This window comes from Luteolibacter sp. LG18 (assembly GCF_036322585.1).
Taxonomy (GTDB): domain Bacteria; phylum Verrucomicrobiota; class Verrucomicrobiia; order Verrucomicrobiales; family Akkermansiaceae; genus Luteolibacter.
The window spans coordinates 5,679,536-5,693,750 of record NZ_AP024600.1 but is presented as its reverse complement, the minus strand read 5'-3'; the positions used below and the strand labels follow the sequence as shown (position 1 = coordinate 5,693,750).

Genomic DNA, 14,215 nt, shown 5'->3' with positions numbered 1-14,215 from the left:
AACAACAAGGCGATCCTTGTCGGCGGTGCTCATTGCGCCGCCTGGCTCTCGCTGACCTTCGCCCGCAGGAAGCTCTTCTGGAGATTCCCCAGGGTGCGGAAACAGCGGTAGCTCCAGCCACTGTCGAGGACCGGCAGGTTGGCCTTGTAGGGATCGGCGGCGGTGCCGGTGAGCTCGGCCACGCCGAGGTTCCACGTGCCGAAGTCCGCGCTCCCTTCGATCCGGTAAACCAAGCCGTCCACCGGATCGGACACCTGCGCGGTGGTGCCGCTGAACAGGGCCCCGTTCCGCACCGGCGCGGTGAGGACCACGCATTTCTCCCCGCCGATGACGGCGGACTTGGTCACGATCTTGCCCGCGTTGCTGCCGGACAGGGCGTTGTTGTCGAAGGCGAATTCACCCAGATTGTTGAGCCCATCGTGATCGGGGTCCTGATTCTTCGCGTCGTTGACTCCCGGCGTGAGGTTCGATGCCCAGGCATTGTACGCCACGCTGGCGGAGGAAACCACGGTGATCGAACCGCTGGTGGCAAGGCCGCTGGTGTCCCAGGCGAGCCCGGAGGCAAGGCCGGGAAGGGTAAGCGTGGCGAAGGAGCCGGTCCGGGTGGTGGCGCTGAAGAGCTGGAAGGTATCGCCCGTGGCGAGCGGGTCGGGTCCCAGCGCGGTGACCAGCAGCGTGCCGCCGTAGGTCACGGTGGTGATGCCGGAAATCTTGTCCGCCGCCAGGGTGGTGCCGGTTTTGGAAAGTTCCATCCGGACCGTGCCCGCGAGCGACAGCGTGTTGTTGACGGTCAGCGTGCCGATGGCGTTCGCGCCCGGAGCGAGCGATCCGCCGCTTTGCACGGTGGTGGCCCCGCCGAGGGTGCCGGTGCCGCCGAGCGTGCCGCCGTTTTGCACCGTCACCGCTCCCGCGGCGATCGAACCGGTGAGGTTCAGGGTGCCCGCGGCGATTGTCGTGGTTCCGGCATAGGTGTTCGCTCCGCTGAGCTGCAGGACGCCGGGCCCGGCCTTGGTGATTCCACTGTTGGTGGCGTTTTCGGTCATCGCCGCGGAGACATCGAGGTCCACCGTGGCGGTGCCTTCTTCCACGGTGAACGTCGTGGACGATTGGCGCATCGTGAGGCGGCCGGCGATGACCGAGATCGTGCTGCTGGCGAAGCTGTTGATGGCCGTGCCATTGCCGATGGCGAAAAGCTGGGTGGCGGTGCCGCTGCTGGTGCCGCCGTTCGACCGCAGGGTGCCCCCGGTGAGATTGAAGGTCTGGCCCCAGCCGTTGTCTCCGGCCGCGACGTTGTCGACGAGGCCGCCGTTGACATTGAGGATGGTCACCTGGGTGCCGTTGTATCCCAGGGCATTGGCGCTGGAGAGCTTCAGCGTGCCGGCGGGGGCAATATGGATGACGCCGGTGATCTTGCCATAGGCATCGTTGGAGCCGCTGAGCTCCAGCGTGCCGCTGGTGACGGTGGTGCCTCCGGAATAGCTGCTGTTGCTGGTGCCGAGCTTCAAGGTGCCTCCGTTCACGGTCACGGAGGCGCTGCCGGTGAGGGCATCGTTGATCTGGAGAATGCCGCTGCCGGTCTTGGTGAGGGGGTCGGTGATCGCGCCTCCGGTGCCCGTGAAGGTCAGGCTGCCGGGAGAGGTCACATCGATGGCACCGCTGGTGCCGGTGTTGATCCAGAGGTTGCGGGCGGTGGTCTGGGTGCCGGAGCCGGTGAACTTGAACACGGCCCCGTTCGCGATCGTCAGCGCGCCGGGAGTGCCGGAGGTGTATTTGCCGATCGCCCCACCGGCGTCCGTCACCGAGGCGGCGGCGAGCGTTCCTCCATTCACGATGGTGCCGCCGGTGTAGGTGTTGGTGGCGGTGAGGGAGAGCGTGCCCGCGCCGCTCTTCACCACGCCGGTGTCACCGGTGGAGGCGTTGGTCACGTGGGCCAGCAGCGTGGAAACGTTCAGCGTGTCTCCGGTGCCGACGTTGAAGGCGGTGCCTCCCGTCTGCGTCAGCGCGGCATTGCCACCGCTGATGGTGGAGGTGCTTCCATTGCCCGGAGTGGAAATCCCGCGATCGAAGTTCCAGTTGCCGTAGGTGGCATTCGCGGTGGTGGCGGAAATCGTGCCGCCGTTCATCACGATCGCGTTCAGGTGGTGGGTGGTGCTGCCGGTGTTGGTGAGCAGGCCGCCGGTGTTGATCTGCACGCTTTTCGCCGCGGAACTCGAAGAGCCGGTGAAACCATTGTCGGTGGTGCCGACGGAGATCGTGCCGCCATTGTTGACGACGAGGGAGCTGGCTGAGCCGAGCGATCCCAGCGATGAATTGCCGCCATTCGCCCGAAGCGTCCCCGCGTTCACCGTGACGATGCCGGTGAAGGTGTTCTGGGCGGTGACGGTGGCCGTTCCCGCGCCGTTCTTGATGAGATCCCCGGAGCCGGAGATGACGCCGGAAAGGGTGATGGCACCCGCACCATCAAGCGTGAGATCCCTGCCGCTGGTGTTCACCGTGCCGCTCACGGTCAGCGTTCCCGCGCTGCTCAGGAAGGTCTGGTCGGCCAGCAAGGTCGTCGGGATCGCCCAGGTATTCGTGCCGGTCTGGTTGATGAGGCCGCCTTGCAAGGTGACCGCGTTTCCGGAAAGGCTGAATCCGCTGCTGGCGAAGGTGACCTGGCCGATCGCGGTGAGGAGGTTGTTTGTGGAGGCCAATTTCGTGCTGCCTTGGAAGGTGAGCAACTGGCCGTTCACCGGCAGCACTCCGTTCCAGTTGCCAGCCGTGCTCCAGGAGGTGTCCGCGCCACCGCCATTCCAGAAGCTGGTGCCGGGATCGGCGACCTTGATCGTGCCATCGGTGGCAATCGTGCTGGTGTCCCAGATCAGGCCGAGTGGCAGCAATGGCAGGCTGATGGAGGTGAACGATCCGCCGTAGGAGGGCGCGCTGAAGAGCTGGAAGCTGTCGCCTACGGCAAACGCCGTAGCTCCAATCGAATTGACCGAGAGCGTCCCGCCGTAGGTCAGGGTGCCGGTGGAAAGCGTCAGCTTGCTGTTCGCGGGGGCTGCTCCCTTGTTGAGGGTCATCTGCAGGGAACCCGCCAGCGAGGAACTCGCCGTGGTCAGCGTGCCGGTGCCCCCGAACGCGAGGGTTGCTCCGGAAACCGTGCTGATGGATGCGACCGTCTGCGAAAAACCGTTCAGGGCTACGGTCGCTCCCGACGAGACCGGAACGGCGGCGGCCGAACCGAGACAGTTCGTCGTGCCGCAGATCACGGTTCCTTCCAATGCTTTGACACCGAGGTTCGAGGCGGTGGCGGTGCCATTGAGCCGGACCGATCCCGTGCCGCGCTTGTAAAAGCCCAGGCTGCCGGCACTGAGCGGGCCATTGATGACGAGGTCGCCGGTGGCGGTCGCCGCGCCTGGGTCCACCTGGACGGACATGCCGTAGCCGGAGCTGACCATCTGGATATTGGCATCGATGATCGATCCGGAGGCGTCGCCCGTGCACCACAGGCCGTCGCCGTTCACATCGTAGGTGCCGATCTTGGCGGCTCCGCTGCCATACTGGCGGATGGTGGTGGGCGCGGACTGGAGGACGATCTGGCCGCTGGAGTTGTAGGTGGTGCCGCCCGCGAGATAGAGACCGGTGGTGGCCGCCGTGCCATTGCCGCGAAGCGTCAGGTTGGTGTTCGCATAGCCGCCGCCGGTGCTGTAGCCGATCTTGAGCGTGGCACCGTGGGCGATGGTGTAGGGGACGTCCCCGGATTTTTTCTGGACTTCGAGCGTGCCCGCATTGACCTGCGCGGTGCCGGTGAAGGTGCTGGTGCCGGTGAGCGTCAGGTAGCCGCTGCCGGTTTTATCGAAGCCTTGGTTGCCCGCGACCACCGCGCTGATGATGGTCGGGGTCTTGACCGCGATGTCCGGCGTGCCGCTGCTGGTGGCGAGCGTGATCGGTCCGGCGCTGCCGGTGGCGAGCGTCCACGTGTGCTTGGTCGCGTTCAGGTCATCGAAGACGAGGACACCCACGGTGCGCGCGCCATTGAGGGAAACAGTGCGGTCGGCGGTCAGGCTCAGCGTGCTGAAGTCCGCCGCGGCATCGGTGCCGCTGGCGATGGTGCTGCCGCTCCAGTTGGTGGTCGTGATCCAGGAGCCACCCGCCGCATTCGTCCAGACACCGGAGCCCGGCGGCGTGCTGAGGGTCAGTGTCGCCGCGGCGCTGGTGACGCCATTGGCCACCACCGTGTAGCTGCCCGCATTGGCGGCACCCACGCTGGAGATCGTGTAGGTGGAACCGGTCGCGCCCGGAATGTCGACCCCGTTGAATTGCCATTGGTAGCCGGTCGGCACCGCACCGATGACGGACGAGGTGAAGGTGGCGGGCAGGCCGTTGACCACGGCATTGGTCGAGGGGCTCACCGAAACGCTGGCCGGGCCGCTGACATTCGGCCCCATGATGCTGATGCTGTCGAAGCTGGCGCTGTGGACGTTCGGGTTCTCCGATTGGACGGCGTGGATGAAAGGACCGGCATAGAGGGTCGAGCCGAAGCCGGAGAGCGTGACGGTGTTGACCACGCTCCAACTGGCTCCGTCCGAGGAGACCGAGCTGGTGAACACATCGCCGACGCGCTGGATCTTGTACCAGCGGTTGGCTCCACCGAGATTGCTCGACCAGCGGTTGGCGTCGCCGTTGCCGTTGGTCATGGTGTCGTCCTCGAAATAGGTGCCGCCACCGACATTGCTGAACATCGCGGCGAAACGGGTGCCGCTGCCATTGCCGAGCGGTTCGCCCACGGTCGCGTTGCGGGTGCTGCGCAGGATGAAGCCCGCGCGCCAGTCCGAGTCCGGGGCGACACCGTCCGGTCCGGCGGTGTTGGCGGGCAGGCTCGCGAGATGACCGATGATGGTGCAATCGCCGGTTGCCTGGCGGCTCATCAGGTTCATGCCATCGCCAATGAGTGAAACCTTGTCTCCCAGGACGCTGGCTCCGGTGGAGTAGTTGTGCACCTCGAGCGGATCCCAGGTCCAGGACCCCAGCGCGGTATTGGTGGTGGTGATGGTGATCGGCTCCGAATCGATCGTGCGGTTGCCATTGTAGACCAGACGCGCGCGCACCTGGTTCGTGCCCGCCGTCCAGACCTGCGAATTGAATTCGTAGGGAGCGGTGGTGTCCTGCCCGATGAAATACCCCGCGGACTTGTCCGGTCTGGGGTAGTAGGGCTTGTCCCCGGTCATGTAGAACTGGACGCTGTTGATGGTGGCACCGTTCGCGGTGACGGCCGCGCTCAGGCCCGGGCTGGAGTTCACCACCGTCGCCCCGTTCGCGGGCGCGCTCATGGTGATGACCGGCTCGCTCGCGCCCGGTGTCCGTGAGAATGCCGAGGCAGGAACGTCCGCCGCCGCGATGCCGGGGCCTTCATAGCTCAGGCCGATGCCATCGTTGTAGGCGGCGGTGTGGACCGGATTGGTGGCTCCGCGGAAGTATTTCAATGTCACCGAGTGCTTGCCTGCGGCCAGCGCGATGCCGCCGCTCTTGAACTGGGTGGAGTCGTGCAGCCCGTCGAAGTCGATCACGGTGGTGCCATCGATGACCAGCACGCTGCCGTCACCGGAACGCAGGGTGAAGGCATACAAGCCATCGGACGAGGCATTGAAATAGCCGGTGTAGGTGAAGCCGTAGTCATTGCGGCGCAGCCGCGGAGTGGCGTCCGGAATGCTGACGGCTCCCTGGCGGCTCGCGGTGAGCGTGGTGAAGTCCGGCAGGGCCGTCCAGGTGCCGGAGGCCGCCTGATAGTATTGGTAATTCAGACCCGCCACGGTTCCGGAAGCCGCGACGGCTGGCGTCAGCGTGGCGGTGGCTGGCGTGATGAGGATCGGCGTGCCGCTGTTGTAAAAGATGTCCGAAATCGTGAGTCGGACATAGGGCGTGGCGATGCCGGTGGTGTTCAGTACCTTCTGCCGGACCTCGGGTTCATTCTCGGTGAACGTCAGCGAGGGCGATCCGGTGTAGCCGGAATTGTTGAAGACCTCGATCTTGTAGCTGAGCTGCGGCGAGCTGGTCAGCGGCATGTCCCACTTCACCAGCAACTGCGATCCGTAGGCCGTGGCGGTCGAGCTGCTGACCACGATCGGATCGAAGGTCGGTGCCACCGGCTGGCCGGAGAGGGTGAGGGTGATGGGGTTGTTGTAGGACGCGGCGTAGGTCGGCCCCACTTGCGAACGCGCCACCGTGTTGGTGCCGGGATCGAGGATGCTCGAGAACCCGTTCGACGTGAAACCAATCTGGTTCGCCCGCTGCCACGCGCCGCTCTTGTGGTAGTAGCCGTTGGCGTGGTCCACGACGTAGTCGCCCGTGTAGCCGGTGAAATTCTCCTGCCAGCCGCTCATCCCGTTCACGCCGGTGACGGCGAAGGGATACTGGAAGGTGCCGAGGTGGTACCAATTTCCGCTCACCGGTTCCTTCATCCACATCCCCTGGTAGCCGACATGGGCCGTGCCATCCGCGGGCTGCCAGTAGCGCACCACCGAGCGGTACCACTGGCTGGAGGAGAATTGCGGCCAGTAGCCCTTGATCGAACAACTGCTGCCCTCGCCGATCTGGATGTTGCCGACCATGTTGGCTCCGGCGAACACGGGGATCTGCTGGGCGTAGGATGGAGTGCCGCCGCTGGCGGGCCAGCAGACATACTGCACCAGCGTCTTGGTGCCCCCCTGGTTCTGGTGGGTGTAACCGCCGTAGAAGTAGCCCGATCCACCATCGGAGCTGCTTACGTTCTCCTCGTGGATCGCATCATAGATGCCACCCGGGACATTCGGGGACCGGTAGTCCTGCATGATGCAGTCCGAGTTGCTCGGGACACCGGTGAAGTTGTGGTACTGGGCCAAGGCGGCTGGAGCCGAACCAAGGAGGAGAAGCGGCAGGTATCGCGATAAACGCGATGGTCCGCCCGCCAAACACGGGATCTGGGTTTCCATAAACGGGGAATGCAACGAAGAACAAAGACGAATTGACCTAAAAATCAGTTACTTACTGGTGTCATCGGCGGCGTGTGTCAAGGGCCTCCGTGGGGAACGCCTTCTTCTTATGGCCGGAAATGTGGCTATTTGAGGGCGGTTGGCTGATTCGCGATCAGCGTCCGATGAATTCTCCGGTTTTTGGTATTTCCGGACAGGGCGGGTGCTCCGGGGGCAAAAAAAGAGCCACGCGGGGTCGCGTGGCTCTCTCGAAGATGGGAATGAAGATCGGCTGAAATCAACGGCGGCCGTAGAGCGGACCGTAGGTCTGGCAGGCGCGGAAATCCGCCCCCTCCAGATCGGCGGTGCCGAAGGCTCGCCACGAGGCCGGGCGGAACACCCGGTGGTCCTCGACGTTGTGCATGTAGACCGGGATGCGGAGCATCGAGGCCAGCGTGATGTAGAGGTGGCCGACGTGGCCGGCGGTCATCACGCAGTGGTTGGCACCCCAGTTGTTCATCACGTCGTAGGCGCTGGTGAAGGCACCCTCGCCGGTGAGGATCGGGGAGAACCAGGTGGTCGGCCAGGTCGGGTTGGTGCGCTGGTCGAGGGAGTTGTGGACGTCCTCCGGCAGCTCGACCGTGTAGCCTTCCGCGATCTGGAGCGCCGGGCCGAGGCCGTCGACGAGGTTCAGGCGGATCATGGTCGCAGGCATGCCGCCGCGGGTCTTGTAGCGGGTGCTCATGCCGCCGCCCGGGAAATACTCGGTGATGGACGGGTGCCAGGTGGTGGCTTCCAGGCACTTCTTCATTTCCTCCGCCGTGATGTCCCAGTGGGACTTCATCGCCGGTTCGCCCTCGGCGTCGGTGCACTGGCCGGTGCCGTCGAGCGCGGCCGGGCCGGAGTTGATGAGGTGGAGGATGCCGTCCGAGATCAGCTCATGGTCCAGCTCCACGCCGGACGCGGTCTTGATCGCATCGAGGCTCCAGTAAGTGCGCAGGTCGGCGAAGATCTGGGCGGTGTTGGTGAGCAGCCAGCCCATCAGCATGCCCGCACCGTTGAGCGCGTCGTTCTCGGTCGCCACGATGTAGGGCGCGCGCGCGCCGTTCCAGTCGAAGGAGGAATTGAGGATCGCCTCGAGGAAATCACCGTTCGGGAAGTGGTCGGTCCACTGGCGCTGGCCTTGGAAACCGGCGGCGATCGCGTGGTGGCCGCGCGCCTGCTCGTGGAGGCCCATTTCGGCGAGCTTCGGATTGCCCACCATCAGGTCGCGGGCGATGAGCGCCATCTTGACGTTGGTTTCCCACTCGGCGTCGAGCTGCTCGCGGCTGCGCTTGGTGGCCTCGGAATTGTAGTCGTCGCCCTCCTTGCAGTGCTCCTTCACCCAGGCGAGCGCCGTTTCATACTCGGCCTGGTCGAACTGGCCCTTGTTCATGCGGCCCACGAACTCGGTCATGTCGATGTCCTCGACGCGCATGCCGAAGTACTTCTCCCACATCGCGTAGTCCACCATCGACCCGGCGATGCCCATCGAGGTGCCGCCCATCGAGAGGTAGGCCTTGCCCTTCATGTTCGCCACGGCCAGGCCGCAGCGGACGAAATTGAGGATCTTTTCCGAAACGTCCTCGGGGATCGAGGTGTCGGTGGCGGCCTGGACGTCCTGGCCGTAGATGCCGAAGGCCGGAATGCCCTTCTGGGTGTGGCCGGCGAGCACCGCGGCGAGATAGACCGCGCCCGGACGCTCGGTGCCATTGAAGCCCCACACCGCCTTCGGGTGCAGCGGGTCCATGTCCATGGTCTCGGAACCGTAACACCAGCAGGGAGTCACGGTCAGCGTGAGGCCCACGTTTTCACGGCGGAACTTGTCCGCGGCGGCGGAGGCCTCGGCCACGCCGCCGATGCAGGTGTCCGCGATCACGCACTCCACCGGGGAACCGTCCGGATTGCGCAGCTCCTTGGAAATGAGCGCGGCGGCGGACTTCGCCATGTCCATCGTGCGGCCTTCGAGGGATTCGCGGACGCCGCCGTAGCGGCCGTCGATGGTGGGACGGATCCCGACTTTCGGGAACGAGCTGAAAACGGTAGCGGACTTCATTCGACCCCCAGCATGGCGCATCCCAATTCACGGGCAAGCGGAGATTTTAGCAGAAAAAGCCAAATTTTGTTCGGCAGAGGATTTCGCTCGTATTTGGTTGGTAGGGCTTGGATAGCTGCGCGCGACATTACCTTAAGATGATCCATCTTCATCGCTTCCCCTGTCTTGTCTCCTTGGTTTCCATCGTCTCCCAGGGAGCGATGGCGGCGGAGCCGGTTCCGGTCCTGGTCAAGGATATCAACCCGGTGATCGATGCCACTGGCATGCAAACCGATGTGCATGCCTTGACTCCCTTCGGGAACACGTTGCTTTTTGCCGCCTACGACGCGGCGGTGGGGGAGGAGTTATGGAAAAGCGACGGCACGCCCGCCGGCACGGTGCTGGTGAAGGATCTCAATCCGGGGCCGGGATCCTCGTTTCCGCGGAATCCCACGGTGGTGGGATCGCAGGTGTTTTTCGTGGCGGATGACTGGGTGCATGGCTTCCAGCTTTGGAAGACCGATGGCACGGCCGCGGGCACCGTTCTGGTGAAGGACTTCGGTGGCGGGGCTCCCGAAGTCGCCCCCGAACTGCTGACCGCGGTGGGTGACACGCTGTTTTTCGTGATGCCCTCCGATATCGAAGGAGAGGATGACCAGCTCTGGAAAAGCGATGGGACGACCGGAGGCACGGTGCCGGTCATTGGATTCACTGCGAATCCATCCCCGCTCGACACCGACACCATCGGGTCGATGGCTGGATATGGTGGCAGGATCTTCGTGGGAATCGGCCAGGAGCTCTGGGTTGGAAATGAAGCGGGCACCGGATTCGTCCGGATCGCGGTGGTTGCCAACGGCGGGGTGGCCGATACGACCTACTCCTTCGCCCCGGCGGCGGATTTCCTGTATTTCTTCGGCCGCGGCGCGGTTCAGATGGAGCTGTGGAGAACGGATGGCTCTGTCGGCAACACCTCGAAGTTGGCGGATGTGGGGGGATGGTATCGCAATGCTTCCTCGGGGACAGTGGGCAACACGTTGTTTTTCGGCGGATTGAATGCGAACCACGGGGTTGATTTGTGGAAGAGCGATGGAACCCCGGCCGGAACGGGGTTCGTCAAAGACATCATCTGCTACGGAGGAGGAGACACACCTCTTCTGGGAGGGTTCACCCCGGCGGGCGGAGTGATGTACATCCGGGCTTACGGATCCGGCATCGGGCCGGGATTGTGGAAATCGGATGGCTCCGCCCAGGGCACCGTGGTGGTGAGCGATCTCAAGGATTCGCGCGCTGCCGGTGCAGCCGATATCGGCGTGGGGGATGTGGGAGCCCTCGGGGGGCGGGTGTTCTTTTCCCGGAACGAACCGACCCGTGGCCGGGAGCTGTGGACGACGGATGGCACCGCGAAGGGTACCCGGCTGGTGAAAGACATTCAGTCCGGCAAGGCTGGCTCCAATGCCAGCCAGCCAACCGCCTTGGGGGCGAACTTGTTTTTCGTGGCTGCGGGCCAACTCTGGAAAACCGATGCCACGGCTTCCACGAAAGGAACCGTCCGGCTGACCCAGTTCAAGGCGGGGACGGGTAGTTCGGTCGCGTCCTACACGCCCAAGATCGTGGCTGCCGGAAACAAGGCTTACTTCTGTGCCCAGGATGGATCCCGCGGCACCGGCTTCTGGGTGACGGATGGCACCGCCGCTGGTACTACGATGTTGAAGGCCGTGACCAGCCAATGGCCGACGGGGATCATTTATGACATCGCTCCAGCAGGCAGCCGGGCGTGCTTTGTCGCTTCCGATGGAAAAAAGGGCGTGAATGTGTGGGGCTCGGACGGTTCCACCCGGGGAACCGTGGCGCTATTGAACATGGCGGGGAAACCGGCATACACCCAACCGATGCCATCTTTCATCGGAAGTATTTCGGGGAAGGCCTGCTTCATCAATGGCAAGGACTACTTCGACGGGGTGGTTTGGCTGACGGATGGAACCAGGGCCGGAACGACGGCGACGCCTTCCGACGATACGACCAATTATCCGGTGGCGAATATGCCGCCCGCTTCCGCCGGGACCTTGTTCTTTCCGGAGATTTCGCTGACCAACGGTTCGTTGGTCATGACGGATGGCACGGTGGCTGGCACCCGGTTTGTCCAGGCAAACGGGTATGGAACTCCACCCCAAGGCTACAAGGCCAGGGATTTCCACCGGATCGGCGGAGTGTGGTATTATCTGGCGAGCGATGCCGCCCACGGCGAGGAGCTGTGGCGGACGGATGGAACAACGGAGGGAACCTGGATGGTGAAGGACATCAACCCGGTTGATCCCATTTTCGGTCATCCCGGGCCGTATGAAACCAGCCCGGGAGCGGAGATTCCCAGGCTCGGAACGCTGGGTCAAACGGTTCTCTTTTTCGCCAATGGGGCCACCAACGGCAAGGGGTTGTGGTTGAGCGATGGGACGGCTGGAGGCACCCGATTGCTCCATCCGGCCACGGAGGAGAATGCCTTCATGAGGACTTCCCATGCCTCGGATCTCGTGACTATCGGCGGCTTGATGTATTTCGTGGGCGAGGATGCTGAGCACGGCGTCGAATTGTGGAGGACCGACGGAACGGAGGCGGGGACGATGATGGTCAAGGACCTCAATGTTGGACCGAGGGCGTCTTTGCCGGAGGGTCTGCTGGCGGTTGGCAACAGGCTCTATTTCACGGCTTTCAGCGATCTGAATGGCTACGAGTTGTGGAAAAGCGACGGAACCCCGGAGGGAACCCGCCAGGTGAGCGATCTCACGGCGGACATCGACGGGTCCAGGCCGCTGAACTTGTCGTTGCTGGGCAATCGGTTGCTGTTCCGGGCCACCACGGCGGCGAAGGGAACCGAGCTTTACTCGTTGGACGTGAGCGCGGATCTGGCTCCGGCTCCCTGAGGGTGGGGGAAGAACGACGGGCTTGCACCGGCCGGGTCCGGCCCCTACATCCTCCGCCCACATGATGCACGACCCGGACCAGCACACCTCCCTCGGAGGGATGTACTCGGACTATTTCCTGGATTACGCCAGCTACGTGATCCTGGAGCGCGCGGTCCCGCACGTGAACGACGGCCTGAAACCGGTCCAGCGTCGCGTCCTCCACTCGATGGACGAGCTGGACGACGGGCGCTACAACAAGGTGGCGAACGTGGTGGGCCACACGATGAATTACCATCCGCATGGGGACCTTTCCATCAAGGACGCCATGGTCCAGCTCGGTCAGAAGGACCTGCTGATCGATACCCAGGGCAACTGGGGCAACACCCTCACCGGGGATGGCGCGGCCGCCGGCCGTTACATCGAGGCCCGTCTGACGAAATTCGCGCTGGACGTCGTCTTCAGCCCGAAGGTCACCGAGTGGGTCACGAACTACGACGGCCGCCGCAAGGAGCCCTTCACGCTGCCGGTGAAGTTCCCGCTGCTTCTCGCTCAGGGCGTCGAGGGCATCGCGGTCGGCCTGGCGTGCAAGATCCTGCCTCACAATTTCATCGAGATCATCGATGCCAGCATCGCGGCGCTGCGCGGCGAGCCTTTCACCCTGCTGCCGGATTTTCCCACCGGCGGGATCATGGATGCCACCGATTACCGGGATGGCCTGCGCGGCGGAAAGGTCCGGGTCCGCGCCCGCATCGATGCCGACAAGAAGGGCACCCTGCGGATCGTCGAGATTCCCTTCGGCACCACCACCGGTGCGCTGATGGATTCGATTGTCGCGGCCGCGGACAAGGGCAAGATCAAGATCGCGCGCATCGAGGACAACACCGCCGCCGATGCCGATATCCTCGTCCATCTGCCGTCTGGCGCCGATCCGGACACGATGCGGGACGCGCTTTTCGCCTTCACCGACTGTGAGATGCCGATCTCGCCGAATGCCTGCGTGATTGCCGATGGCAAGCCGCAGTTCCTCGGGGTTTCACAGATCCTCAAACACAACGCCGAGCACACCCGCGACATCCTCCGGCAGGAGCTGGAGATCCGCCTCGCCGAACTCGCGGAGAAATGGCACTTTAGCTCGCTGGAGAAGATCTTCATCGAGAATCGCATCTACCGTGACATCGAGGAGTGCGAGACTTGGGACGCGGTGCTCAAGGCGATCGATGATGGCCTGAAGCCGTTCAAGAAGCTGCTCAAACGCGAGGTGACCGAGGACGACCTCGTCCGCCTCACCGAGATCAAGATCAAGCGCATCTCGAAGTTCGACGCCTTCAAGGCCGATGAGGAGATCAAGTCCTTGGAAAAGGAAATCGACGAGGCGGAGAAGAACCTCCGCAATCTCACCAAGTTCACCATCCGCTGGTTCGAGGAAATCCGGAAAAAATACAGCAAGGGCCGGGAGCGCCGCACTGAAATCTCGTCCTTTGAGAAGGTGGACCGGACCCAGGTCGTCTTGGCCACCGAGACGCTTTATCTGGATCGCAAGAACGGCTTCGCCGGCTACGGTCTGAAGAAGGAGGAACCGCTGGAGAAGTGCTCGAAGCTCGATGATCTCGTCACCTTCACCCAGGACGGCAAGATGCGCGTGGTGAAGGTCGCGGAGAAGGTCTTCGTCGGCCAGAAGCCGATCCACGTCGCAATTCTCCGCAAGGACGAGGATCTGATCTATTCGATGATTTATCGCGATGGCAAGGACGGCGCGATCCTCGCCAAGCGCTTCAAGCTCGGTGGCATCACCCGCGACAAGGAATACGACCTTACCAAGGGCACCCCGGGCACCCGCGTGCTCTACTTCGCCCTTCACAAGAGCGAGGCGGAGAGCGAGTCCCAGATGCTGCTGGTCCACTTGAAGCCCGCGCTGCGGATGCGGAACCTGATCCGCCCGCTGCTGTTCTCCGAGTTCGCGATCAAGGGGCGCTCCTCCGGCGGCAACCTGGTGACCAAGCACGCGATCGAGAAGATCGTGCGTGCGCCGAAGGACTACGATCCGACGGTGGAGTCTTGATGGGCAGTGAATGCCTGAAACCCTGTTCATCCGCCGGGTTGGCACCTTGTGAGGGTGTCCGGGGGCGGGCGGGGTAGGGGGCGTGTGTCCTCGGTCTCTGTGAGTAACCAGGGTGAGGCGAAAACCCGCGCCCCTGCTGGATTTCCTGACAGTGCCGGGGCGGTGGCGGCGGCCGGGCGGAATGCACGGCGCGGGAAGGGCGAAATTCTCCCGTTTTTCCGGATTTTCCGCTTACCCTCCCCGAAATGGCCCTCTA

The 14,215-nt window shown here is 63.8% G+C and carries 4 protein-coding genes; 2 read left to right on the top strand and 2 right to left on the bottom strand.

What is annotated here, in order from left to right; translation table 11 throughout:
• Positions 1 to 29: 29 nt before the first annotated feature.
• Both llg_RS22595 and llg_RS22590 read right to left on the bottom strand, forming a co-directional pair.
• The gene (locus tag llg_RS22595) at positions 30 to 6,950 is read right to left on the bottom strand and encodes an autotransporter-associated beta strand repeat-containing protein (protein ID WP_338287351.1); all 6,921 of its coding nucleotides are present in this window, start codon (positions 6,948 to 6,950) and stop codon (positions 30 to 32) included.
• Between the two features lie 277 nt (positions 6,951 to 7,227).
• Positions 7,228 to 9,024: an L-fucose isomerase gene (locus tag llg_RS22590; protein ID WP_338287350.1), complete on the bottom strand. Its 1,797-nt coding sequence runs from the start codon at positions 9,022 to 9,024 to the stop codon at positions 7,228 to 7,230.
• Between the two features lie 137 nt (positions 9,025 to 9,161).
• Between llg_RS22590 and llg_RS22585 the strand changes: the two genes are divergently transcribed.
• Positions 9,162 to 11,918 (top strand): ELWxxDGT repeat protein, encoded by a 2,757-nt coding sequence (locus tag llg_RS22585; RefSeq protein WP_338287349.1) that lies wholly within the window; start codon positions 9,162 to 9,164, stop codon positions 11,916 to 11,918.
• 61 nt (positions 11,919 to 11,979) lie between these two features.
• Positions 11,980 to 13,959 (top strand): DNA gyrase/topoisomerase IV subunit A, encoded by a 1,980-nt coding sequence (locus tag llg_RS22580; protein WP_338287348.1) that lies wholly within the window; start codon positions 11,980 to 11,982, stop codon positions 13,957 to 13,959.
• Positions 13,960 to 14,215 lie beyond the last annotated feature (256 nt).

Excerpts from the sequence above, each read along its gene's own strand:
- llg_RS22595 (WP_338287351.1), bottom strand. The coding sequence starts at position 6,950 with ATGGAAACCCAGATCCCGTGTTTGGCGGGCGGACCATCGCGTTTATCG.
- llg_RS22590 (WP_338287350.1), bottom strand. The coding sequence starts at position 9,024 with ATGAAGTCCGCTACCGTTTTCAGCTCGTTCCCGAAAGTCGGGATCCGT.
- llg_RS22585 (WP_338287349.1), top strand. The coding sequence starts at position 9,162 with ATGATCCATCTTCATCGCTTCCCCTGTCTTGTCTCCTTGGTTTCCATC.
- llg_RS22580 (WP_338287348.1), top strand. The coding sequence starts at position 11,980 with ATGATGCACGACCCGGACCAGCACACCTCCCTCGGAGGGATGTACTCG.